Source organism: Blastopirellula marina, assembly GCF_002967765.1.
Taxonomy (GTDB): Bacteria; Planctomycetota; Planctomycetia; order Pirellulales; family Pirellulaceae; genus Bremerella; species Bremerella marina_A.
Map to the genome: position 1 here is coordinate 238,117 of NZ_PUHY01000014.1, position 25,174 is coordinate 263,290.

Consider the following 25,174-nt stretch of genomic DNA (forward strand, 5'->3'; position numbering starts at 1 on the left):
GGGGTTTAACGATCTGGTTGCGTGGTAATAAAGCTAAATTTACTGTGATCCTTTTCTGTCCAGCCACATATTGGGTGCCAATTGATGAACGTCGGATTATCGCTACGCATGGGAATGGCCATGGTGCTGATTTCGCTCGGCGGAATTCTCGCAGATTCTGCGAGTGCGCAAGGACCTCCAGGAGGTTTTCGTGGAGGTCCCCCCGGAGGTGACCGCGGCGGAGATCGTGGTGGCGACCGGGGCGATCGTGGACGCGGAGGTGACGATCGAAGTTCCCGCTGGGGCGGGGACCGAGGTGGCGATCGCGGCAGTGACCGAGGTCGAGGTGGGGATGACCGTAGCCGCGGTGGTGACGATCGTGGCCGAGGAGGTTTCCCTCAGTTCAATCCAGTCGACATGCTGAAACGCATGGATCGCAACGGAAACGGCCAGTTAGAGGGGGACGAGCTGGAAGGGCGCGGTGGCGAGTTCGTCAAACGGATGTTGGCTGGCACCGGGATGGAAAACAACAGCAGTATCAAGATTGATGCCGCCGGCGATGCGATTCAAAAGGCACGCGAAGCACGAGAAAAGGGCATTGAATCGGCCGCTATGACGTTTGGCGAATCGTCGGAAGTCGCTATGGCGGTTGGGTTTGATGCCGCTCCGCCCCTTTCGACTAAAGCTTTGGAAGAGAAGTACGGCAAGAGCGTCGTCGACAGTACGATGAGCATGCTACAGCGATACGATAAGAATAAAAACTACTATCTCGACGGCACCGAATGGCAGGATGTTCGCTGGTTCGGCGGAGATCCAACTAGCTTCGATAAAGACAAAGATGGTCGTCTTTCAATGGACGAATTGAGTGCTCGAACCGCTAGTACGAGGGGGGGCAGTAGCTCTTCATCGCAGCAAGATTCCCGTTCGAGCAGTTCCCGTGGAGAAGATCGCAGTAGTCGTTTTGGTGACCGAGGTAGCGACCGTGGTGGTGACCGTGGAAGCAGCGACGATCGGGGTCGTGGCGGGTTTAGTGGCCGTGGAGGCTTCGGCGGGGGCCCTCCAGGAGGTTTTGGTGGACCAGGCGGTGGCCCTCCTGGTGGCGGTCGTGGCGGCTTTGGTGGCCGAGGTGGTTTCTTCGGCGGTGGCGACGGTGGCAACGACGAAGATCGTTATAAGTCCATAGCTGAAATGCAGATGCGTCAATACGACGAAAATGGAAACGGCTTCGTCGACGGAGACGAACTCGAGAAAGTGCGGGGCGGTAATATCCTCGACTACGACAAGAACAACGACAAGAAGATCAGCGTGGACGAGATGGTCGAACGCATGAAAGGCTTCGCCCAACGTGGTTTCGGTGGTCGCGGGGGTGATCGGGGTGATCGTTCATCTCGGGGCGGGGATCGATCCTCGTCTTCAGATGAAGGTGCTAAGCCAAGCACGTATCGCTTCCTCACGGCGACCGAACGGCTGCCAGATGGGCTTCCTAGCTGGTTTACTCGCAGCGATCTGGATGAAGATGGCCAAATCATGATGTACGAATACAGCACGTCATGGAGCCAAACCAAAGCCGCTGAATTCGCGGAGTATGACCTGAACGGAGACGGTATCATCACCGCCAAGGAATGCTTGGCCGTAGAGGGCAGATAGTCGTCCGTTGAACGGCCTGACGTAAAGTTCTGAATTATCAATTCGCCGGTGATCTTTGAGATCACCGGCGATTTTTTGTTGGGTTGTGAGGCTTCTCTCGGGCTAGGTCAATCTCGCTCAGTCTAATCCGTCTACCCGATTGATTCGCTTGCAGACAAACTGTCACCGTGAACGATCTAGGATTGAAGCCCGCCTTTACGTTAGTTCATCCAGGTCGAGTCCGTGCAGCCAATGGGCAAAACGTGTGGTTCTTTCCTGGTTGCCCTGCAAGCCGATCGACTTGGTTTCTACGATCCATAAATAGCGAAACAGCTCCACTTCTGAGGCCTGACGATGCAGCAACTCGCATAGTCCAGGGACATAAGCGTCGTACTCTCCAGGTTCCGGACAGTGCTCCGAGATTCCGATCGGATCCCAGTCGAAATGGACGGCTTGGCGAACGGTCTCCAACAGAGATGCCATGGATGGGTTGCGATTCGTTTGCTTGCGGAATGAACAGTTAAGGCCATCCTGTGGCTACGCCGTTCCGCGATAACACATCGAAAACAAACGGTTAACCATATTGGGAGTTTTACCGAACCTAAATTCATGACAGGAATGGCATGACAGACGAATTGAGCGGATTAGTACAGAGTTACAACTTAGTCGCTTAGTTCAAAGATTAAAGTTGCAAAAAAGCAAAGAGATGAAAAGGATGCTCCACATGAGTAAGAAGCGGACCACTTCCTGACAACGAACTTACTGAATAAGTATTGCAGTCGGTTCGTGGCAAATCATAAGAGTCTTGCCACGAACATAGAACATCTAGGCAATCGTTGGATTAGCGGCCACCACGACCACCGCCACCACTAAATCCGCCTCGGCCGCCACTGCCACCACGTCCACTGGGTGCGCCACCGCCAAAGCCGCCGCGGCCCCCAGTATCGCCGCCACGACCTCCGCCACCTTGCATCTGCTGACGAATTCGCTGGAACATTTCCATTCGCTGACGCATTTCGTCAGGGTTCGGAGCATTTGGCGTGGGTGTGGTATTCGACGAATTGTTGCTGGTGCTGCTGCTATTGTTATTGGTGCTAGAGCTCGAGGTGACCGGTTGGCCAGTGATCGTGGCTAAGGCCTTTTGTAGCGTTTCTGGATTCGAGCTACGGATTCGCACGGCTTGCATGGTTTGGTTGGTGTCGTCGCCAGCCATATCGAGTTGCTCGACCAGAGTCTTCACTTCCTCAAAGAGTGGATCCGGAGCGGAGACAACGAGCGAGTTGCTGCGGGTATCAACACCAATGGTCATCTTCTCAGGCTCGCTTTGGGCACCACCACCGCCGCCACCATCACGACCACCTCGGCCGCCGCCACGCAGGGCACGGATGAAGTCTTCTGGCGATGGTTGTCGTTGCTGCTGTCCGCCGCCACCGCCACTCGCGGCGATGCGATCAGCGTAAACCTGCTGCACGATACCGGCGATCTCTTGGGCACTGGTGTATAGAACTGGGATCATGCGTGGTTGTCGCTTGGTTTCCACACTTTCGGGACTGTGTGGTTGGTCCATCACCTTCAGCAGTTGATCGATCTTGTCGAGGTCTTCGACGCTTGCTTGGACGTACAACGCATTGAGCCGCATGTCGGGGATGATGCTGAGCGACCCTCCGCTGAGCGAGGTGGACGTGCTGGAACCGCCAAGGCCCATCAGTGAACCCATCAAGCCGCCGCCACCACCGAGCATTTCGGAAGCGATATCTCCCATCAGCGACCCGCCGCCGTCATCGCTAGGGACAACGCCAGTGAGCACGCTTTGGAGCATCGCAGCTCCGACGTCAGCTTTGAGATACTTCAGGTAGTAAACGGTGTAATCGGACGACGACGAATAACGATTGCTGAGCGTCTCGATGAGTGCTTCCAATTTGTTTAGCGCCTCTTGGTCTTCCGAGGCGATGATCAAACCGCGTGGGCCCATCATCACCACGATATCGCCAGGCTTACCGCTGCCACTCATCGAGCCGGCAGGCTGATTGGCTGAAGGTAGCGGCAGGTCGGAAGGGCTCGGAGCATCGGTCAGTTCAGGGCCTTCCGCGTTGATAATCATCGGAGCGGCTGGTTTCGAGGAACTACGAGACGAGGGGCCTGCTTCGTCTGAGTCACCATCTTGATCGAAATCTACAAAATGGAACAAACCGTTAATAGCACGACGAGCTTCGGTGTCGATCGGCGGACGAGGCATTTTGGCTTCGTCATACGCCGGCTTGGTGGTTGTGTTTGGATTGTCGACTTGCGGTGGTGCGTTCAAGCCACGAACGGACGGAGCATTTGCGGGACGAACGACACGAATGCGGCTGGTGCTTACCGTGGGCCACAACATTTCCAATTCGTTCATCAAACGTTCTGCGGCCGTTCCCGTAAGCGGGATGGAGCGGATATTGCCACGTTCAGCCTGCATTGCCAGGGCTGCGTCAGGATCTTCGCCCATCTTTTCCAGCAGATCGTGAATCTGACGCACTTGTTCTGCGGTGCCGCGAACCAACAGCTGAGCCGTCAGCGGATCGGCATCGATGATCGGGGCATTGGGGTTCGGCTTTTCGCCTGATCCACCAAACAGCTTGTTAATCGAAAGGACCGCCATTTGAGGGTCAACGGTTTGCAGTTGGATAACGTCGAATTGTTTCGAGTCACGCTGAAGCTGTGCGAGGGTGGCCTTTACGGTCGCGTGTTGGCTGGCCCGACCTAAAATGATGATATTCCCGGTGTTGGTGTCGGTCGTCACGCGGACATCTGGGTTCCCGGCCAACAAGGTCTGCATTACTTGCAACGTTGTTTCTGGATCGAGGCTACCTAGTGGATAGGCTTCCAACTGCAATTGATCGGCAGGTGAAGTGCCAAAACCGCCAGGGACATCGACCTGTTTGATCAGCTTTTCGGCCTTCTCGACTGCCGTTTTCTTGCCAGTCAGGAAGATCTTGGTGCCCAACGTATCGCTGGCAATGCGAAGCGAGCCATCTTCGGCCGTGTTGCTACCCTCGGCGAAGCCAAGCAATTGACGCACGACGGTCAAGATTTCTTCGGCCATCAAGTTCTGCGTATCGACAACCGTCACATCGCTACCGAAGGGGTTTTCGACCGCTTGGATCATGTCGCGGATCGTACGCAAACGACCACCCGTCTCGGTCACGAAAACCTGTTGCGATTGGGTGAGTGCGACAACAGAGCCTTGTGGTCCGATCAGTTTGCTGATCTCGGCTTCCGCTTCTTCCGCTTTCATCTTCTTCAGGTCAAAGAGAACACTCACCAACTCGTATTCACCGCGGTTGTCGAGATCGTCCATGGCGACCGTCGTCACCAAGTTTGGTGGAATTCCGTCTTCCAAGTTGACGACAATCAGCATTTTTTCGCGGCGAACCAGTGTGTACCCCTTGGTCAGGAGGATGCTGTTCAGCACGTCCAAAGCTTCCGCAGGCGTGTACTCTTTACCGTCGACGTAGTTGAAAGTGCCCGGAGGTGGAGAGTTCATCTCCAGCGAGAGTCCCGCGTTTTCGGCGAACCAGTCGAGCACGTCGGCCCATGGTTGGTAACGAAAGCTGAACCGCATTGGACCTGCTTCACCGGCCGATTTCGTAGCAGCGGCAGTTAGTTCGACAGCTTCTTCTTCACTGGGGGGAACAACCTGATCGGCAGGAATCGGTGTGGCCGTTTCTGTGATGCCGGCGAGTTCTTCCCACTTGGCCCGCTGCGAATCGCTCAAAAGTTTGTTAGCGAATCGTTCGTACTCTGCCATTTCGCGTGTGCCAGCTCCCGGACGTTGGGCCGTTGCAAGCCGGTCTTCGATTTGCTTCTTCTGCCATTCGGCCAAATTTAACGAGCCGGCAACCGCTGGATCCAAAATCGCGGCCAAGCCTTTCTTCTGGAGTTGGATCTTCTGCAGCATCTTTTGCTGCTCTTCGGTTAGCAACTCCATCGCTAGTTTTTCGGACTCAGCAACAAATGGAGCGAGCTTCGCTCGCTGTTCCGCTGGAGAAGCCCCTTTGAGCTCCATCGCCAAGTTGACCGCTTTCTTTTCGCGTTCGTACGCTAGCACGCGCAGCTTCATGTAGGTTTCCTCGCCGATCTGCAATTGTGTGGCGATCTCTTCCTCTAAAGCCGTTGCGAGTGCCCCCACGTAGGTTGGGTCTGCTGCCTGAAGCGTGCTCAAGGGTGCGATCGTTACCAATGCCGCGAGCATAGTGGCGATGACGAAACCCAGCTTGCCGCGAAGAGAATAGATGAGCATGGCGTGCATAAGTTACTGTAGGGTATAGTGTTAACATCTTGTACAAGGGGATCAGAGCGGTGCGAAACGCACGAGCTTGCGCGATCCTATCCTTAGGGTACTCACTGTAATCTAAACCCCACTAATCGCCCTAAGTGTCAGAAATCGGGAAACTTTTTCATTTTCCGCGCGGTCAAAGGATGGTACTAAGAAAAATGCTTGCTGGAGGTGCATCCTTCGCGACAATAGGTGGTAGCGAACCCCTGCCCATCGCACGATTGGCCTATATGGGGGGAGTGTTCTCTTCTGGTAATTCGATTTTCTGACGGAACGTGCCCATGCGGTATCGACAGCGTAGAGCCCCTCGTGGTGGGGGAGTCCTGGCGATTTTGATTCTCACGATTTCTGCATCGACGCTTTCGGCCCAGGCAACTCGGGTCAAAGTGCCTGATCCACGCGCGTTCGGCCTCGATATATCGCCGGGGCTTGTCCTTTACGACGTGAAGGGGAATGTCGAGTACCGCAACGACGATGGGGAGACCGAAATCGGTAAGATCCACGTTGCAATCGGCAATAGTTTGGTTGTGGAACGCCCCGATGGAAAGTTAATCACCAAGAAGCTTTCCGAGGTCAAGAAGACTGAAAAGCCATTCGAGGGAATGGATCGAAAAGATCTCGAAAAGAAACTAAAAGCCGAGCACCCAGGTTTCCGAACCTTCGCTTCGCGTCACTTCATTTTCGTTTACAACACCTCCAACGAGTTCGCTCAAGGGACGATGCGGATCATGGAGTCGATGTTGCCAGGTGTTTCCGCCCACGCGAAGCGACAGAAGATTGACGTTCACGATCCCGAGGTTCCGCTAGTGGTGATCATGTTTGCCACAGAAGCCGAATATAAGAAATTCGCTCAATTGCCTGATGGTGTGGTCGCGTTTTATGACACATTGGAAAACCATGTCGTCATGTACGAGAAGCCGACGGAAACGCCCTTTAAGTGGGAACTCTACTACCGCCAGGCAATCTCAACGATTTCGCACGAAGGGGCACATCAGATTTTGCACAACATTGGTGTGCAACAACGACTTTCCCGATGGCCGATGTGGATTTCAGAGGGTATCGCCGAATACTACGCTCCGACCGACTTCGGAAAGCGGAATCGCTGGAAAGGCGCTGGGGATATCAACGACATGCGAATGTTCGAGCTCGAGTCTTACCTCAAGGCGCGGGATGCAACTCAGGCCGATGGCAAGATGATCGATGATACCGTCGGAGCCCAACGATTGACATCGACCGGATACGCTTCTGCATGGGCGCTAACCCATTTTCTGGCCAGCCGGCATAAGTTGGACTTCGATAAGTTCATGAAACGCGTCAGCGAGACCCGTCCGTTGGAAGGGGCCTTAGCCACTGACGACGAAGGAAAAGTGACGAGTAATCGCGAGCTTTTTCAAGAGTTTTTCGGAGCTGACTCGGCTGGACTCGAACGCGAGATGATTCAGCATCTCAAGCAGCAGCCATACGATCATCCGCTGAAAGAGTTTCAACACTACGTCGCAACGGTCAAAATCAACATCAACAACCGTATTTTCGGTACGGCCAACGTGTTTCACAGTCACCAGTTGGCCAACAAATGGCAACAAGAACAAATCCGTAAGCTGGATGCTGCTCAGCAAAGACAAGCACAGGTCGATATGATCATTGTGCCTAATCGATCGGCTGCGGAACGGGCTGCTTCGCAGTGGTTGCGTTCGATTAACTAGCGATTTTTGCCGTACCCCTCTCTTTTCCCGGCCGGGGAAAACCCTGATAATTGATGCCGGTACCCTTCAAATGGTTCAAGGGACCGAACCCATCCCGGGATCCCACCTTATGCCCGAAAGGAATTTCATGATCCGTTCACTATGCGCCATTGCGATGGTGCTGGTCGCCCAGGCGGCCTATGCCCAGGAGATTAAATTGGAATCACCAGAGCAAAAAGCCTCTTACGCAATCGGTCGCAATATTGCGAACGAAGTCGCCAATCCCAACGTTCCGTTTGATATCGACGCGCTCGTCGCGGGTTTCCGTGACGGTATGTCCGGCCAAGATTCGAAGCTGAGCGAAGAGCAAACCGCAGCTGCTTTGCAGCAGTTCCAAGCTCTGGTTCAAGCTCACATGCAGAAGAAGGCTGCGGACGCTGCCAAGGCAGGCCAAGAATTCCTGGCTGAAAACGCCAAGAAGGAAGGTATCAAAACCACTAAGAGCGGTCTTCAATACGAAGTCATCAAGCCAGGTACTGGCGCGACGCCAAAGCCAACCGACACGGTTGTCTGCCACTACAAGGGTGTCTTGGTTGATGGCACCGAATTCGATAGTTCGTACAAGCGTGGCGAGCCAGCTGAATTCCCCGTCAACGGCGTGATCTCGGGCTGGACCGAGGCGCTGCAACTGATGAAGGTTGGTGGCAAGTGGAAATTGTACATTCCTTCTGACTTGGCTTACGGCCCACAAGGCAATCGCAGCATTCCGCCGAATGCTGTGCTGATCTTCGACATCGAATTACTCGACATCAAGTAATCGATGATCGGTTGATCGTAGATTACGTAAGGCCCGCTGAAATCAGCGGGCCTTTTTTGTTCGTTGAACCAAATTATGGCCCGGCGCGAAGACCGCGATTGATACCACCGATCTTTTCGTGCACCTCTTCGGTTTGGCGAATCACGAGAACGCGGAGGTTGCTGTAATAGAAGATGCTGCCGTTCCCGCCGTGCACTTCCCATGTTTCCGGGGCGATGGTCGTCGTAATCAGATCGATCAGCTCGTCGGCACCCCGTTGATCGATGGCACCTCCACCACGTGCCTGGCTGATGGACGATGATGTTTCCTCGGTGCGGTCGTAGCTCGTTGTCTCCGGAGGAAGATTCTTCTCAACGTCATCGCGCACTGACCGCAACCGCGAGACAAGTCGGGCACGCCATTTTTGGCGGTCGAGTTCAGGGAAGTCGTCGTTCAGCATCATTTCATAGAATAAAGCACATAGCCGCTCGGTGGCATCGTAACGCTTATTGAACGTTTCGCTCGTGGCTTCGTCTTTAAGTGCTGCGTGCAAAGCACGCCGAATTTCGAACGGCTTGAGTGGTGGTTGCTCAGGTGATTCGGTCGCGGCAACTTTTACCTCATCGACTAAACTAGGCGTTGGTGGTGCCGAGAGAACAGCGAGTAAACATACGACGGAGGTCATCCCACGCTCCTTTCAGGATTTCAGATTGAACATCCTGTGGAGTGTGACAAATGTTTTCCGTCTTGCCAAACATTTGTTCTAGATCAGCGAAACAGGCCTACTCAGTTGTCGCACTTCCTCTAATTTTACGTTCCGCCCAGGCAATCATCTCGGGTACCCGACCGTACATCAGCAGGAGTGTCGCCGTCGCCATCCCCAGCGCTGCGCCGAGGAACGCATCGCTAGTGAAGTGCATCCGAAACGCCACACGCTGGAAACACGCCAGCCCAGCAACAAGTAGGAAGTACCATCGAGCATGCGGATAAAGATAACACAACCCAACACACAGTCCCGCAGCTGTGGCGGAATGGCCAGAGGGGAAGCTTTGATAGGCCGCCTGACGTAACTCCTCCTGCGAAAACCAATGCAGGAACGGAAACGTTTGATAGAAGCTATCCCAGATCGGTTGCGAAAAGTCAAACGCATGCGGACGCTGACGGGCAACCCCCATGAACTTGGCGACATTAGCCATAAGCCCAGCCCCGAAGGCGGTCGCAATCAGCAGCCCAACTTTCCAGCGGTTCTGTAGATCGAGCGCAAACACGGCTAATACGACCATCGCCACGCCGGTGCCGTGCCCGAACACTTCGCTTAGCGAGATTAGCTTTTTCAGATCGCCGCCAATGTAACGGAACTCGTGCGGTGGTTCGGCCAATTGTCCGCTGATCGCACTGTCTAGGAAAAGCGATAGGCCGCCACAAATGGCCAAAATTACTGAGAGAATCAAAAAGTAACGCCCATCAAATTGCTTGTCTTGCGGCAGGGTCGCAGGGCAGGGGGGAGACGGATTGCTACACGACTCTTCGAGAGAACGATGCTGCATCTCGGGTTCGGCGTACTGAGTGGACACGAGGAATTTCAAGCCGCTTGTTCAAGTAAAGGGTGCTATCGTCAACTTAGCGGCTTCCTGGGAAATGACCAATGGCAGAATCGTCGAGGGAAGTGCCATTGGCCGAGAGCTGGTAATTGGGGTAGACTGCTGGCCAGAACTGCATGCAAGCAAAGGAATGCTGCCATGTCCTCGGCAAAAGGAAATCTGGGGCTGTTGATCGGCCTCAGCGTGATCGTCTTCTTTACGAACCTCGGCGGGCCCAAGCTCTGGGACCGAGACGAGCCACGCAATGCTGGATGCGCGATTGAAATGATCGAGGCACACGACTGGGTGGTGCCACGTTTCAATGACGAACTCCGTACGCACAAGCCCGCGTTGTTGTACTGGTTGATGATCACGGCCTATTCGGTGTTCGGCATCAACGAATTTAGTGCTCGGTTTTTCTCGGCGGTGCTCGGCACACTGACCGTCTTGTTGACATACGACATGGGGCGGCGTCTATTCGATCGTAGCACTGGTCTGTGGGCTGGTATTTGTCTCGCGACGACATTGATGTTCACCGTGGCTGCCCGTGCTGCGACCCCCGATGCACCGTTGATCTTTTTTGTTGCACTTGGAATGTGGGTGTTTGTCTGCTTCAGCTTTCGGGAAGATAAAGATGCGGACTCCCAAGGGACTACTTACTATCCAGCACAGTGGTGGCAGATCGCATTGCTGTATGGTGTGTTAGGCTTGGCGGTGCTTTCGAAAGGCCCGGTCGGCTTGGTCCTGCCCACCGCCATCATCGGCATGTTTTTGTTGATCATGCGTTTGCCGACCGCCGAACCTGCGAACACGTGGTGGCAGTGGTTACTTTCTTTGACGCGCCCTTTCTTCCCGCTGCACTTCCTGAAAACCGTGTGGTTCATGCGACCCATCATCGCCGTGACTGCTTGTTTGTGCGTCGCGCTACCATGGTACCTGTGGGTCGCTGCTCGCGACTTTCGCTGGATTGAAGGTTTTTTCCTCGAACACAATTTGAATCGTGCGGTGACCGCGTTTGAAGGGCATTCCGGTCCACCGGTTTACTACTTACTGGCGATCTGCGTTGGCTTCTTCCCCTGGTCGGTTTTCTTTTCGCCGATGCTGCTCGATCTGGCTCGGCAACTGCGAGTCGAATCGAAAACACGTGCCGCTTTGATCTTCTGCTCGTGCTGGGTCGGTGTATGGTTGGCCGCCTTCTCGGTTGCTCAGACGAAGTTGCCTAGCTACGTCACCCCACTCTATCCGGGGTTGGCCTTGCTGTTGGGCTGCTTCGTGACGCGAATCACTTCCCGGCAAATTGAGATTTCGCCTCGATGGTACGACCTGACGTTTGGGTTGACGACTCTCGTCGGCGTGATGATGACGATTGGACTAGCGGTCGCAGCGCGGATTTACCTGCCTGGCGAGTACTTGGTACCGATCGTTGGTGTTGTGCTCGTCGTTGGTGGAATCCTGGCTTGGTGGTGGAGACGTCAGTCGGACATGCCGAAAGCATTCACCGCTTTTGCCGTGATGGCAACCTTGTTTGTCGTCGGCCTGTTCGGGCTCGTAGCCCAGCGTGTTTCCGATCATCAAGCGATTGGTCGATTGCTGGCCAAGATCGATCAGGCTGCGCCGGAGGCATCCCTGTGCTCTTACGGCGTAAGCGAAGCAAGCTGGGTTTACTATGCTCGGCAGCCAGTGAAGTTCGTTCCAGACGCAGCAGAAGACTTAGAGCGAGAGTTCTCACAGGGGGTGAACACCATTGTGCTCACCACGCCAGAAAAGCTGGAAGAGCTTCCCGAATCGGTACGTGCCCAGTTGGTGGAAGTAGCGCGTGAGCCTTACTTCTTGAAAAACTATCCATTGATCGCACTACGCCCCTCGCCTGAGCTAGTTGAGATCGCGGTACGAAAGGTGACGGAAGCTCGCTAAGCTTTCGCTTCCACCTCTATTAGCTAGCGACCGCAGAAGTGAAGCTTCGCGCGGTCGTGTTCTATCGCCTCGGTCCGACAAAATCGGACGCATTTCCCGTTATTGAATTGCGGGAAGCGGAAGAGGGTTCGTTCTGGTAATACCGATATTGGCGATCGTAGGGCATTGAGTGACTCTGATTTGCCATCGGACTTGCTTGCGTTAATGCGAAAGCTAAGTTTGAGCGTCGAATGTCGACATCGAAGACATGATGTTCAAGGTTTAGCTGCCATGCGCGAGAGCAAACATTTCATTCTGCTGGTCGAAGATGACCCGCTGATGGCCGATATTACCGCGTTTCGTTTGGAGCTGTTGGGCTTCGACGTGCAGATCGTCGAGAACTCAGACGCGGCGCTACGCACGTGCGAAGAGCAACGTGTTGATTTGGTGATTGTCGATCTGGAACTCGCTGGCATGAAGGGCCTTGAGCTGATCAACCAATTGCAGATCGGCGAATCGACGCACGAGACACCCATTATGGTGTTCTCCACCGACCCGAATCTCGATGTGGTGCAAAAGGCCTTCAAGGCTGGGGCCAAGGATTACCTCGTGACTCCTTACGATCCAGCCATGCTGGAACACAAGATTGCCCAGCTCCTATCCCCGGAATCGGTCACTTAGATACGAAGCGAAATAGAGACACACCATGGCAGGACGTCTGGGCGACATTCTGGTAGCACGCGGACAGCTTACCCAAGAGCAGTTGGAAACCGCTCTGCGCAGTCAGGGTTCTGACAAGGGTATGCTGGGTGCCATTCTGTTACGTCGTGGTTGGGTAACGCGTGAACAAGTTGGCTCGGCCTTGTCCGAACAATTCGAAGTGCCGTTCGAAACGCTCGTTCCCGACGCCGTGAATCCGCAGTTGGTGCGACTGCTGCCTGAGGAATTCTCGCGAACGCGATACACGGTTCCTGTCGCGCTTAAGAATCGTCGTTTGGTCCTAGCTATGGCCGCGCCGGACGATATCGAGGCAATTTCCGAAGCAGAGCTGATCACCGGCTATCCGGTCGATCCGATCGTGGCATTCAACAGCGAAATTGGTGAAACGCTTGATCGTGGGTTTGACGACAAAATTGTCGCTCGACAGACGATTGTCGATATGAAACTGCAAGAACTCGCCAAGCAGGAAGATCACGACGAAGGGGCCGAGCAGATCGCGGCCCTCAACGAGGAAGAATCCGCGCCCGTTGTGCGATTGGTGAAGTCTTTGCTTTCAGGGGCGATCAATTCCGATTCCAGTGATATTCACTTGGAGCCACACAAGCCAGAAATGCGAGTTCGGTATCGCGTCGACGGCCAGCTCCAGCAGGTCATGACCATTCCCAATCACATTGAAGAGGCGGTGATCGCCCGTATCAAAGTGATGGGAGACATGGACACCACAGAAACGCGACGTCCTCAGGACGGTCACATCAGCATCGACGACGGTGGCAAGCATGTGAACTTCCGTGTCAGCACGATTCCGACCGTGCTGGGCGAGAAAGTGGTGATGCGATTGATCGACGAAAGCTCGAAGGTGTTCCGAATGGATCAGCTTGGCTTTAGCGATGTCGATCGAGTCCGTCTGCAGGAATTGATCGATAAGCCACACGGCATGCTGGTGGTGACAGGGCCCACTGGCTCAGGTAAATCGACCACGCTGTACGCAATGTTATCCCAGTTGAACCAAGTTCATCGCAATATCGTCACCGTGGAAGATCCAGTCGAATACCGTTTGCCAGGTATCACGCAAGTTCACTCCGACAATGAATTCGGTCTCGGGTTTGCGAACGCGTTGAAGTACATCATGCGGCAAGATCCAGACGTGATCATGGTGGGTGAAATTCGCGACCACGAGACGGCCACGACCGCAGTTCAAGCTGCACTTACCGGTCACTTGCTGATCAGCACGCTCCATACCAACGATGCGGTCGGCTCGGTTGCTCGTTTGAATGACTTAGGGATCGATCACTTTCGGATTGGTGGTTCGTTATTGGGAAGCGTTGCCCAACGCTTATTACGAACGATTTGTCCTTTCTGCAAAGAGCCCGCCCAGCCGAATCAGGCGATGCTGGAGACACTTGCGCGACGCTGCAAGATTCCTGTGGAAGCCACGTTCTATCATGGTCGTGGTTGTAACAAGTGCCTGGGCAGTGGCTATCAAGGACGCGTGCCGGTGTTTGAGATCATGAGCAATACGGCCAAGATGTCGGAAGCAATTGACCAAGGAATGCCGCACTCGAAGCTGCGCGAATTGGCGATCGAGGAAGGAATGACCGATCTATTGACTGCCGGCGTGAAGATGGCCGTCGCGGGACGCACGACGCTTGAAGAAGCCTATTTCAAGACGATGAGCTAAGCAGCGATCATGAGAGCCACAACCGCAAGCAGTACGTCGAAACGAATGGACATCGGAGGGGTGTTCCGCTGGTTGCATTCCATTCAGTTGACGCCCGGTGGTCGGAAGAACGGTGTGTCGCCTCGTCGATTAGGAGAGATCTTCTCGAATCTGGCGACCCTTCTGGAAAACGGCGTTACCCTCCCGAAGGCGATTGTGACAATCGCCAACGAAACATCGATGCGATCGTGCCGTGGTCTCCTGCTTGGCTTACATGCCGCAATCGAGCGTGGAGATAGCTTCTCAAAAGCCCTGATCAGCCAGGACGGAACGTTCGACGAAGTCTTGATTCAGCAGATTCGTGTGGGTGAACGCTCAGGCAACGTTCCTCAAGTGTTACGACGAATCGCCGACAAATTCGAGAACGACAACGAACTTCGCGGAAAGATTATCAAGAAGCTTAGCTACCCAGCAATTGTCACGATCGCCGGTAGTGGCGTCTGCGTCTTCATGATGATGTTCATTCTGCCCGTCTTCGAAGAGACGTACCGCAAATCAAAAATCCCGCTTCCCTTACCGACGCAAGTCTTGGTTAATACCGGGGCGTTTTTGAACGCTTACGGTTGGATCATCTTACTGGCGATATTAGGACTTGGACTCGCGATCCGTCATATCCGAAAGCAGCGCAGTCTCGCAATCGCGATGGACCGGCGACTGTTGCGATTACCCCTAATCGGTCCATGGCTGGTTGATATCTCGATGCTGCAGTTTATGGATACGCTCGGCACGATGCTCGAAAGTGGTTTTCACGTGGCCGATGCACTTGCTCAGAGCCAAGGAACGGTCAGTAACCTGGCCGTCGATCAAGCAATTGGTTCGCTCGGACGTGCGGTTCGCCGCGGAGAGCGGTTAAGCCATGAAATGGATCGCCATCATGAGCTATTTCCCCCTGTAGTGAGCCAACTGGTCATTGTTGGGGAACAAACCGGAAACCTAGGCACAACCAGTCGCCAAATTCGGGATCACCTGAAGAAAGATATCGAACGCAAGACCGATAACTTCGTACGCGTGGTTGAACCAATCACAACGATTCTGATGGCCTTCATGGTCGGAGGGATCTTATTGGCAATATACATGCCAATGTTTGGAATGTTGGATTTAGTGGAAAGATAAGCGCTAAGAACGCAACCTACAGTTGTGTGGTCGAATTACGAGTTAGAAACAACTCGCACGAATTCGACGAACTTGGGGCTGTTAATCCGAGAAACACCTTATTAAGAAACTCGTAGCATAGCAGTGAAGAAAATGTATCAAGCCAAGGTGAATCGACAACGTCGTGGTTTCTCGCTCCTGGAACTCTTGGCAGTGGTGGTGATCCTCGGGATCATTGCCGCAATCGTCGTTCCCCGTGTGAGCACCTCGAGCACCCTAGCCAAGCAGCGCGTTCACGAACACAATATTGCCACTTTGAATTCGGCGGTGGAACGCTACTTCGTCACTACGGGGTCTTGGCCCTCGGCGTTGACCGACTTGGGAACCGATTACCTGCCAGATGGCGTTCCCGCTGTCCCAACCGACAACACGTTGACCTACTCCGTCGACGGGACTACGCATCGCGTTGTCGCGAATTAAGTTCAATGATCTTGCCATCAAGATACAAATGCGACCGCGCACCGTTCGTGCCGCGGTCGTTTCCGTTTCCTAAACAAGGTTTCAGCCTGCTCGAGCTCCTCGCAGTGGTCGTCCTGCTGGGAATCTTGGCAGCCGTCGGTGCGGCCCGTCTGTCCCCTGGTATCCAAGGCAACTTGGCGAATGGTACCGACTCTTTTCGCATTCTAATGGCACTACGACAAGCCAGAGCATCTGCCATCTCGACCGGCGATAACCACCGCGTACGGTTGCTAAGTACGAGCGGCGTGATCAGCGGTTTTCAAGTCGAACGCATCGGAACCGTCACCACGATTGTCGAAGGACCGTACGATTTTACCCCAGAGACCTCGGTGACTCAGACCGGCGGGGATGCGACTTTCGACTTTCAAGGGCTGGCAACTGTCGCACCGGTTCTCACGTTCACAGGTCCAGACCGCACACATCGGATTACCGTTGTGGCCGCCACCGGCTGGGGGCTGCTCGAAGAACTGTAGTTCCCGCGGATTTCTTCTCGCATCGACTCGCTTCGATTGACGGTCGTATCGGGTGACCTATTTTTAGGAGTCCTTTTGCGCACGTCGCGCGCTAGGTATTACCTCTTTCCACGAAGGAGAGAGTTCCCCGGAAGTGAGTCATGATTGTGTCATCCCAGAAAGCGTACTCCTTGCTCGAAGTGGTGATTGCCACTTTGCTGTTGGGGCTGGCGATCATTCCGGCCATGAAGTTCATGAGCTCCGCGATTCATTCCGGGTATGAATTGGAAACTTGGAATCAGATGAACTTGATGGCCGTGAGCAAGCTGGAAGAACAACTGTCGATTGCGGCCAATGATTTCGTCACCGGTTCGCAAAGTGGCACGTTCACGGAACCAGGGCTGACCGGGATGCGATACCAAGCATCGCGCTCAACCGCAGCGGGTGATGGCGGAATTGATGGACGATTAATGGTGGTTCAGGTCACCGTTTGGAGCGACGAAGATGGCGATGCCGCACTGGATGCGTCCGAACGAAAGGTGACTTACGCGACCAAAGTCGCGAGCATGTCGATTTACCAAGATGGTACGTAAAGCATATACAACACGAAATGGTTTTAGCCTATTGGAGCTGCTGTTATCGGTGACGTTGCTCGTCTCGATGGTAACTGCAGTTTCCGTGCTGCTTCGTGTGAATTACGACACGTGGCTCGACTACCGGAGCGATAACCTACAAAACGAAGCGGCGGCTGGCGTGTTGCGGCACTTGGTTCGCGAGTTGCGACAGTGCGAAGAAGTTACGGCGATAAGCGCCGGTACCGATAACTCCGGCTCGTTGACCGCACGCATGCCGAGCGGTGATTCCGTCGTATGGGATCATAGCGGAACGAACGTGATGTACGGCATAACGACTGCGGACCAACTACTAGGCAACAACATCACGGGAATGACCTTCGTGGGATATGAACGAGATGGCGTTACGGTGACGACGGTCCCTGAGGATGTGCAATGCGTCCAGGTTACGATCACCTACACGCTATCGAGCCGATCCGTTAGTGCCCGATCGTTGACCACCAAAGTGTGGATTCGAGCGTTTATATAAGACTCAGCCATGATCAACAAACACACAACCAGACATCGCACGGGACCGCGGCAGGGCTTTGCGCTGTTGTTGGTTTTGATCGTAATCGTCTTAACTTCAATGCTGTTGGTCGGTATTGGTAACGGATTGACGACGCAGTTCGCTGCTTATCGAAATACAGCAGATTACGATCATGCTCAGTACTTGGCAGGTGCCGGGGTGCATCACGCCGCCGCCATGTTGGAAGAAGACGCAACATGGCGAGGAACGCTCAGCAATATCGAATTGCCCCCAGGCAGTGGCAATCGCTACACGGTAACCGCCGTGGACGGTGACCCTGGAAAGGTGCTTGTTACCTCGAAAGGAGATGCAGGCAGCGTAACGCGTCGATTGGAATGTGTGATTAGTACCAGCGGCTAGACGGAATCATGGTAGGAAAACGGAACAACAAGACCAACAGCAACCGGCCGATTCTGACACTTCAGATCGGTCATACGCTGGTGCGCGCGATCCTCTTTCGACACGAGCAAGGTCGGGTAGTTGAATTCCAATCGTTGGAAGAAACCTGGCAATCCGGCAATTTGAAAATCAGTTCGACTGAAGGCGCCATTGGGTTAAAGGATGCCTTCCGACGTTTGCTGCAGAAGTTGCCACGTAACGTCGAAGCGACCTACATCACGCTCTCTGGTGAATTCTGTGTGACGCGGGTTGTCAGTGATACCAACGAGAACGTGCTCCATGAAATTCGAGAAATCGAATCGCGTAGTAATTTGTATCTCTCACTCGGGCATGGCCCGAAGGTCGTCGCTGGTAATATCATTCAGCAAGATCCACGTCACCAGCATGCGACTGTCTCGGTGGTGCATCGCCAGACGATCGAGGCGATTCTCGAAATATCAAAGTCGGTTGGCCTTTCGGTCATTTCCATCGAGCCGTCGGTGATTTCGCTCTGCCGTTTGATGGGCGCGATGGAAGTCGATCGCGAAGCACCTGTATTGTTGATGTGCCCTGGTCAAACGGGTGTTGAGATCGCGATTTCCTACCAAGGACGCTTATATCTTGATTATCGTCCAGCGGGTGTTGCTAAGCAGGAAGACGTGGTCGACGCATTGGTTCACCACTTAGAGCGTCTGCAACGTTACTGTCGTCGCCATGCCCGCGTGATGCAGGCCTCGATTGCATCGGTTTACCTGTCAGGGGATCAGCAGCGTTTGGGGCCCATCTACGAGCAACTTGCCAGTAAGCTGACGATGCCGGTTAGGGTTTTGAAAGTAGCATCCTCCAGCGATGCGCCTTCCCTTATGCCAGACAACTTGCCACAACCTTATTACCCCGCAGCCGGTGTCGGTTTGTTGGCGATTCGCGAGCACGCGACTCCGGGACCCAACCTATTGGAACGCTTACACGCGGATGCCGACGATCCGATTGTCCCTCGCATCTTGCGACTATTCACCCCGCTTGCGGCGGTGTTATTGGTCGCTGCGATGGTCTGGTCGTATTTGCTGGAACAGCGCTGGGAATTAGATCAGCGAGTTGCCGAGGCAGCACAGTTTGAACCGGTCCATCGTGAAGCCCTCGAAATCCAAGGCAAGCTGACCCGCGGCCGCGAGTTGTTAAACGTTCAGAAACAGATCAGCGACCAGATTCCGCGTCCGCCCATGGGGGCTTGGTTACGACAGCTTGGAAGGGACGTGCCAGAAGATACTTGGCTGACCAGCATGGCGCTAGATTCACGTGGCGACATGACGGTAGAAGGGGCTTCGCTTGCCGAGGCAAGCGTATTCGATTACGTCCAGCGAATTCGGCAACTTCCCTTTGTCACCAGAGCTAGCGTGGAAGGAGTGATCCCGACGACAACGCCCTCTGGACCAGGGGTAAAGTTCACCATTTACTGTGACTTTGACGATCAGGAAGCATTACAGGATCAAGAAGATGGAAGCATATAAATCAGCAATGATCCGTCTTTTGTGGCATCCCGCCGCGGCGATGGTCGGCATAATCGTAACTTTTCTCGTAGCGCTTGTGACACTTATTCCGGCCGCCGAAGAATATTCCGTACTACGAGAACGATCGGAGGATGTCGCACTCTCGTTGGAACAGGGAGGACGCGATCAGGATTGGTTTCCGAAACTTCGATCGAAGTATGCGGAAATTCAGCAGGAGCTTGAGACCCATCAACGACGAACAATTGACGAGGATGCTGCTCATGCACTTCGCGAGTCGATTGTTCAGTTGGCCCGCGATGCCCATTGTCATTTACGAAAAGTGGACTTAGGCAACGTGCGAGTACGGCAATGGCATAAGTTCGATCATCCGATCACGACGGTTTCGACCGCCCAGCGGGGAAAGAAGACCGACTATGAATTGGAGGTCCGTGAATTGCGGTTAACGTTGAGTGGTTCGCTCGACGAGATCCAGCAGTTTATGCAGAGCTTCGAGTCGTTGGATGTTCAAATGAGCATTCAACAGCTCAATCTCCGGACGCTCGACGTGCGGGGAGAACAGCTTCAATTAGAGCTTGCCTTGCAACTATTCGGGATTCGACGCGCAACGAAGGAAATATCGCCAGTATCGTAGCTTTCACTCGGCAAAGGGTTTGAAAGTTACTGCCAGAACTAGGTGAAAGAAACGGAATGCCAAACGGCCAGGACGCCCAAACAGTCGCCTTAGGTTCCCCAGCGAAACGAGATCTGCTCGGTTCGGCCGGGCTGCTGCGCGGCGTCATGTGCCTGGCAGTGATCTATGCTGTCTCCTTCCTAACGCCTTATTGCTCGGCTGAAGGAATCAGCCCACGCATCGAAGCCGCCCTGAAACAGCGCGGTGATCTCACGCTTCGTGATACGTCGCTTCAGCAAGCCCTTTATACCATTGGCGAGATCTGGAGCATCAACGTCGTCCTGGGAGGCCGCATCGAAGGTCAAATCAACGGTACTTTTCGGGATGCTCCGCTGTATGACATTCTCGATTCCATCCTACTGGTGAATGGATACGGCTATCGACCGGTTGGCGATAGCCTCGTGATTGTACCGCTAGCAGAATTGGGGACGTCGAATCCGATGTTCCGATCCGATACGATCGCTTTGCGACATGCGAACGCGGCCGAGATCATCCCGGCGCTAGATTCTCTGAAATCGAAAGGGGGTTCGATTCAAGCAATCGCTTCGGCAAACAGCCTAGCCGTTGTCGATTATCCGAGCCACCTCGCGTCGATTCGCGAAGCCGCAAACCAAATCGATCAGGTCGCCGCCAATTCGGGCGCAGCTCCCGGTAACCGTGTCGTCACCGACGTCTTGAACTACCGACCTGAGTATATCGACGCTAAGAGCCTACTGGAGGCAATTCAGTCGCTGATCAGTTCCGATGGGCGTGCTGCCGTGGTGGAATCGGAAAATCAGGTGATTGTGATCGATCGACCTGATAACCTCCGTATGATCGAGAGTATGCTTCAGCGACTTGACGTACCCAAGCCGCAAGTTCGGATCACGGCGCTGATCTACGACATCGACTTGGACGACCTGGAAAGCCTCGGTGTGAACTGGAGTCAGGCCTTCAAGGGACGCACCAACGCCGATGGTGTCTCGCAAAACATCTTTGGCATTGAGTCCGCACTGGCAATTCCGACCGCGGCCGGAGATCCTACTGGGGTGATGACCTTCCAAACGCTCAGCGGCAGCTTCGATCTGCGGGCGATTGTCGACCTGGTTCGCGAAATGGACGATTCCCGTCTGTTGGCCGACCCGAACGTCGTGGTTGTCAATCGTGAAAAAGCATCGATCGAAATCGTCACGGAAATTCCTTACCAGCAACTGACGCAGACATCGGGTGGTGGAAATATCGGAACAACTGCTTTCCGCGAAGCGGGCGTGATGTTGACTGTCACACCACGAATTGCTGCGGATGGAACGATCGAAATGGATGTCGTCCCCAGCTTCAGCCGCTTGACCGGCTACAGTGACGGGGCGAACCCACAGCCAATCATCGACCGCCGCGAAACGAGCACAACGGTTCGCGTCGCCGATGGTCAGATCTTGGTGATTGGTGGTTTGCGACAGCGTATCGACATCAGCAATGACAACGGTATCCCTTACCTGAAAGATTTGAAGTACGTCGGAAAGTTGTTCCGATATCGTCGAACCCAAGTTCGTGAAAGCGAATTGGTGGTGTTCCTCAAGACCGAGATCTTGCCTTGTCCCACGATGGCGATGGATTGTCGGCATACCGACGCGTACGAAGAGTCGACGGCGAAGCTCGATGCTATTCCATTCGCCTCGAAGTACCCGTGGCCCAAGATGTCGCCGCCACCGCCGGGCGTACGTGCGACGTCGTTTGGTCCTGATCCGCGACGCAACCTGCAAGCACCGCCCGTCGAGAATGGGCCACCAATTCATGGGCCGCAACAAGGGCCAATGATGTACGAAGAAGTGCTGCCGCCGGAGAACGGACCCCTACTGCGTGAATCGCACCTGCCACAGCGATTGCCAATCGTGCGATAGCAACAAGCGACTTGCTAGTCGATGCTGAGCTTGATTTCTTCCAGGCCACGTCGGAGGGTGGCTTGTTCTTCTTCGACGTGTGTCACTTCCCAGTCGAGCACGAAGTCGCCGACGGAAGCTTTGTGCAGCTTTCCAGCTTTCTCGAGGATGACGAATCGGTCGTTTTGTCGTTTCGCAATTCCGAGAAGACGAAGATCAGACTTCTCGATATGACGCTGTGTCACGGTTCGCACTGTCACGGACGGCGGTTGAAAAGGATTTCGCTTCTCCGCAACTTTCTCCGTCATCCTAGTGACTGGCTGTGTCACCTTGTGAGAGGTCGCCTCGGAGACGGCAACAATCGGCGAATCTTCGCTTTCTGCCAATTCGGGTGGCTGTTGAACCGGAGCGGTGGCCTGTTCTGTCGCGATAGGCGATGAAATCGGGGCAATTCCGCAGCCTGTCGCTGAAAGACCAGAGGCCAGAAGGCTAAGTGCGTTTCGGAAGACGGTAATACGGAGGACCATGGTCGAACTTCAAGATTCGCAGCAAGGAAAGGAAGGGCTGCTAAAAGGTAGGTCAACGCGTCAAGCAAGGGGCCTATGTAGCGAGAGGACCGCCGCATACCGCATCGGTAGAAATGGAACGAACGCTATATTCGTTACATCCCAATCACCTCGCTTACGAGAGTAGCGGGTCCTCGACCTCCGGGGGGAGATCGACCGGCGATTCTTCTTCCTCGCGTCCACTTTTGGCGCGACTCGGTACGAGTTCCGCGGCCCCCAGCATGATATTCAATAGCATCAAGCCAGTTGCCATCATGCCAAGGAACATCAGAAAGACAACGACCTCGGGCGACTCGACGAAATTGCGATTGCTCATCGCCTTAATGAAGAACCAAAATGGGTTGGTCCAATGATTGAACGAAGAATCCATCGTCCGATTAAACAGCACCTGAAATCCGAGCGGCACCATAATCGCTGCCATCAACATCAATACGTGCGTGATTACGGACACGAAGATGTCCGCCCGGAAAATCAAGTTCATCGTCCGCAGCAGGAGTCGGCCAGCGCTTAAGAAGAACACGGTATAAGCCAACAGGCCGAAGCTGTAGGTGATACAGCGTGTCGCTTCGGAAGTACTTAGGCTTGTGAACGTATTGCACCACGCGAGAAAGGCAGTCGCGAGGACGCCGCTCAAGAGCCCGGTTAAGACGAAGATGTAACCACGATCCGGACCGGGAATCCGCCAGTTACGCCACAGGCGATCGGTAAGATAACTGGGAATCGTCCGTTTCACTCGGGGAGACAATACCGGAGATTCGCCGTTGATGAACGAGCCCATGATGAACCAGTGCAAACACAAGATCGTCGGCAGGATCTGGAGGAATTCTTCTTCTCGAGGGATTTGAATTGCGACGTATCCCAACCAGCCAACGGCTAGGAAATGCTGAATCAACATGGCGATACGAATCCCAGCCGAGCGATTCTCGCTTTCAAATGTAATCTGAGCTGCGGCGACCTCAATGATCAGATGCAGGTAGCTCCCGTAAACAGTTAGTAAGGCAAACGTAACGATCCAGAATTCTTGCTGATCGTACATTCGCCAGCCTGTGTCTTCGTAAATCGCGCCATAGCTAATCGTCACGCCAATCCCAAACAGGAAGATGAACAGCAAGATCACAATCACGGACAAAGCAGACTGCCAGTGCCGCTGTTGGGTAACGCATGCCAGTACGAGCCCGACAGCGGAGAGAAGGATCGAGGCGAGAAATGCCACGGTGATGACGTATGCCAGCGTAATGATATCGATCCCACGCAGCAGGTAGGTGAAGCCGATACAGGGGGCCAGTGCCGAAAGGTAGACCAGCATCTGCAAGATCGAACTGACCAGCTTTCCATTGATGATCTGCCGTGGTGTCAGCGTCGAAATGGAGAGCAGTTCAAACGTTCCATCTTCTCGCTCGGAGGCAAGGGAACGAAACGCTGAGAAGGGGATGATCACGACGAGCGGGAACAGCAAAATATCGAGATAACCGACTAGCAGAAACGGTCCATCCGGAGAATACAAAATCCCAGGATAGCGAAGATAGATCGCCATCACCGACCAAATCCAACTGGTGATCAGCACTAAGCCGAACGTTACGGCGAACTGACGACTCTTTAGCGCCTGGCGAGTTTCCTTGACCAGAATGGGGTTCAGGTACTCACCCCATGCTTCCAGATGGCCGTCGATCGTTTGCCACCACCCTTGATTCGATTTTGCAGGCTCGGTGGCGGCTTGTTCGTTGTTGAGTTCGACCGTTGTCATTGCACTCGGCCTTTCGTCACGTTGAGGAAGACATCTTCCAGGGTCGAGTGCCGTGCCCCAAACTCAGCGACACGAAAACCGGTCTCGATCATCTCTTTCAGCAGAAGTGCCTCTTCCGCACGTTCGCCGATGTGGGAGAAGTGAAGCAGTTCGCCATCAATCACGATTTCGTCATAACCTTCTTTGGCCGCCAGCCAGTCGGCAAGACCTTGGGTGTTCTCTAAAACTCGGACGCGAACGCGGCTCTTGGTGAGTTGGCCACGCTGGATATCGGCCACGCTGCCAGTCGCGAGAAGTTGACCTTGCTCGATGATACCAACGACATCGCACATTTCGGCCAGCTCCGTCAAAATGTGCGAGCTGACCAGGATCGTTTTCCCATTCTTAGCGAGTCGAGCAATCATTTCTCGCAATTCAATCCGAGCTCGCGGATCGAGTCCCGCGGCTGGTTCGTCGAGAATCAACACTGCCGGATCGTGAATCATCGACCGGCCAAGGCACAATCGCTGCTTCATCCCTTTCGAGAGTCCGCTGATTGGCTTCTCGGCGAGAACGTCGAGTCCAGTGAACTCCATCGTTTTATCCATCGCCAATCGGCGTTCGCGCCCTCGTAAACCATACGAACGGGCAAAGAAGTCGAGATACTCGCGGCAATTCACGTTTGGGTAAACGCCAAATGCGTCGGGCATGAAACCTAGTCGACGACGTACGCGATCAGGATCGTTGATCACTGAATACCCATCGATCAATGCGTCGCCCGCAGTTGGCAAATCCAACGTCGCGAGAATGCGCATGCTGGTCGTTTTGCCGGCGCCGTTGGGGCCGATGTAACCATAGACTTGTCCTTGGTAAACCTCGAACGAGACGTCATTGACGGCTTTCGTCTTGCCGAAGAATCGGTGGAGTCGTCGAAGTTCGATGACAGGAGTGCGCGTTGCAATCAT

22 protein-coding genes are annotated in these 25,174 nt (G+C 54.2%); 15 read left to right on the forward strand and 7 right to left on the reverse strand.

The features are described from left to right. The first annotated feature begins 84 nt into the window (after positions 1 to 84). A complete protein-coding gene (locus C5Y83_RS23690; protein WP_146117900.1) occupies positions 85 to 1,626 on the forward strand; it encodes a hypothetical protein in 1,542 nt (513 codons plus the stop codon). Between the two features lie 195 nt (positions 1,627 to 1,821). Here C5Y83_RS23690 and C5Y83_RS23695 read toward each other — a convergent pair whose 3' ends face one another. Next, entirely contained in the window at positions 1,822 to 2,088 is a 267-nt protein-coding gene (locus C5Y83_RS23695; RefSeq protein ID WP_105332278.1) for a hypothetical protein, read from the reverse strand. Between the two features lie 358 nt (positions 2,089 to 2,446). Next, complete coding sequence (locus C5Y83_RS23700) at positions 2,447 to 5,890, reverse strand: secretin N-terminal domain-containing protein (RefSeq protein WP_105332279.1); 3,444 nt, start codon at positions 5,888 to 5,890, stop codon at positions 2,447 to 2,449. Between the two features lie 308 nt (positions 5,891 to 6,198). On the opposite strand from C5Y83_RS23700, the gene C5Y83_RS23705 reads away from it, so the two are divergent. Continuing rightward, positions 6,199 to 7,620 (forward strand): DUF1570 domain-containing protein, encoded by a 1,422-nt coding sequence (locus C5Y83_RS23705; protein WP_105332280.1) that lies wholly within the window; start codon positions 6,199 to 6,201, stop codon positions 7,618 to 7,620. Positions 7,621 to 7,747: 127 nt separating this feature from the next. Continuing rightward, positions 7,748 to 8,416 carry an FKBP-type peptidyl-prolyl cis-trans isomerase gene (locus C5Y83_RS23710; protein WP_105332281.1) on the forward strand — a complete coding sequence of 223 codons (669 nt, stop codon included), beginning with the start codon at positions 7,748 to 7,750 and terminating at the stop codon, positions 8,414 to 8,416. A 73-nt stretch (positions 8,417 to 8,489) separates the two neighbouring features. Here C5Y83_RS23710 and C5Y83_RS23715 read toward each other — a convergent pair whose 3' ends face one another. Then, positions 8,490 to 9,080 (reverse strand): hypothetical protein, encoded by a 591-nt coding sequence (locus C5Y83_RS23715; protein WP_105332282.1) that lies wholly within the window; start codon positions 9,078 to 9,080, stop codon positions 8,490 to 8,492. A gap of 97 nt (positions 9,081 to 9,177) precedes the next feature. Beyond that, positions 9,178 to 9,969, reverse strand: coding sequence for a phosphatase PAP2 family protein (locus tag C5Y83_RS23720; RefSeq protein WP_158262492.1), 792 nt, complete (start codon positions 9,967 to 9,969; stop codon positions 9,178 to 9,180). A 165-nt stretch (positions 9,970 to 10,134) separates the two neighbouring features. Between C5Y83_RS23720 and C5Y83_RS23725 the strand changes: the two genes are divergently transcribed. The 12 genes from C5Y83_RS23725 (at position 10,135) to C5Y83_RS23780 (ending at position 21,941) form a co-directional block, all read left to right on the forward strand. After that, positions 10,135 to 11,889 carry an ArnT family glycosyltransferase gene (locus tag C5Y83_RS23725; protein ID WP_158262493.1) on the forward strand — a complete coding sequence of 585 codons (1,755 nt, stop codon included), beginning with the start codon at positions 10,135 to 10,137 and terminating at the stop codon, positions 11,887 to 11,889. A 270-nt stretch (positions 11,890 to 12,159) separates the two neighbouring features. After that, positions 12,160 to 12,549, forward strand: a complete 390-nt coding sequence (locus C5Y83_RS23730) for a response regulator (protein ID WP_158262494.1) — start codon at positions 12,160 to 12,162, stop codon at positions 12,547 to 12,549. 25 nt (positions 12,550 to 12,574) lie between these two features. Then, positions 12,575 to 14,266, forward strand: a complete 1,692-nt coding sequence (locus tag C5Y83_RS23735; RefSeq protein WP_105332286.1) for a GspE/PulE family protein — start codon at positions 12,575 to 12,577, stop codon at positions 14,264 to 14,266. A gap of 9 nt (positions 14,267 to 14,275) precedes the next feature. Next, positions 14,276 to 15,418: a type II secretion system F family protein gene (locus tag C5Y83_RS23740; protein ID WP_105332287.1), complete on the forward strand. Its 1,143-nt coding sequence runs from the start codon at positions 14,276 to 14,278 to the stop codon at positions 15,416 to 15,418. A 132-nt stretch (positions 15,419 to 15,550) separates the two neighbouring features. Next, positions 15,551 to 15,877: a competence type IV pilus major pilin ComGC gene (locus tag C5Y83_RS23745; RefSeq protein WP_105332288.1), complete on the forward strand. Its 327-nt coding sequence runs from the start codon at positions 15,551 to 15,553 to the stop codon at positions 15,875 to 15,877. A gap of 47 nt (positions 15,878 to 15,924) precedes the next feature. Further along, a complete protein-coding gene (locus tag C5Y83_RS23750) occupies positions 15,925 to 16,389 on the forward strand; it encodes a prepilin-type N-terminal cleavage/methylation domain-containing protein (RefSeq protein WP_158262495.1) in 465 nt (154 codons plus the stop codon). Positions 16,390 to 16,529: 140 nt separating this feature from the next. Beyond that, on the forward strand, positions 16,530 to 16,961 hold the full coding sequence (locus tag C5Y83_RS23755; protein WP_105332290.1) for a hypothetical protein: 432 nt from the start codon (positions 16,530 to 16,532) through the stop codon (positions 16,959 to 16,961). Beyond that, positions 16,951 to 17,469, forward strand: a complete 519-nt coding sequence (locus C5Y83_RS23760; protein WP_146117903.1) for a hypothetical protein — start codon at positions 16,951 to 16,953, stop codon at positions 17,467 to 17,469. The genes C5Y83_RS23755 and C5Y83_RS23760 overlap by 11 nt, the downstream gene beginning before the upstream one ends. A 9-nt stretch (positions 17,470 to 17,478) precedes the next feature. Then, positions 17,479 to 17,868, forward strand: coding sequence for a hypothetical protein (locus C5Y83_RS23765; RefSeq protein ID WP_105332292.1), 390 nt, complete (start codon positions 17,479 to 17,481; stop codon positions 17,866 to 17,868). Positions 17,869 to 17,876: 8 nt separating this feature from the next. After that, the gene (locus C5Y83_RS23770; protein WP_105332293.1) at positions 17,877 to 19,394 is read left to right on the forward strand and encodes a PilN domain-containing protein; all 1,518 of its coding nucleotides are present in this window, start codon (positions 17,877 to 17,879) and stop codon (positions 19,392 to 19,394) included. Further along, positions 19,381 to 20,025, forward strand: a complete 645-nt coding sequence (locus C5Y83_RS23775) for a hypothetical protein (protein ID WP_105332294.1) — start codon at positions 19,381 to 19,383, stop codon at positions 20,023 to 20,025. The genes C5Y83_RS23770 and C5Y83_RS23775 overlap by 14 nt, the downstream gene beginning before the upstream one ends. Positions 20,026 to 20,081: 56 nt before the next feature. Continuing rightward, complete coding sequence (locus C5Y83_RS23780; RefSeq protein ID WP_105332295.1) at positions 20,082 to 21,941, forward strand: secretin N-terminal domain-containing protein; 1,860 nt, start codon at positions 20,082 to 20,084, stop codon at positions 21,939 to 21,941. A 14-nt stretch (positions 21,942 to 21,955) separates the two neighbouring features. On the opposite strand, the gene C5Y83_RS23785 is transcribed toward C5Y83_RS23780, so the two are convergent. The 3 genes from C5Y83_RS23785 to C5Y83_RS23795 form a co-directional block, all read right to left on the reverse strand. Beyond that, the gene (locus tag C5Y83_RS23785) at positions 21,956 to 22,447 is read right to left on the reverse strand and encodes a hypothetical protein (protein ID WP_105332296.1); all 492 of its coding nucleotides are present in this window, start codon (positions 22,445 to 22,447) and stop codon (positions 21,956 to 21,958) included. A 154-nt stretch (positions 22,448 to 22,601) separates the two neighbouring features. Next, positions 22,602 to 24,230, reverse strand: a complete 1,629-nt coding sequence (locus C5Y83_RS23790; protein WP_105332297.1) for an ABC transporter permease — start codon at positions 24,228 to 24,230, stop codon at positions 22,602 to 22,604. After that, positions 24,227 to 25,174, reverse strand: a complete 948-nt coding sequence (locus tag C5Y83_RS23795; RefSeq protein WP_105332298.1) for an ATP-binding cassette domain-containing protein — start codon at positions 25,172 to 25,174, stop codon at positions 24,227 to 24,229. The genes C5Y83_RS23790 and C5Y83_RS23795 overlap by 4 nt, the downstream gene beginning before the upstream one ends.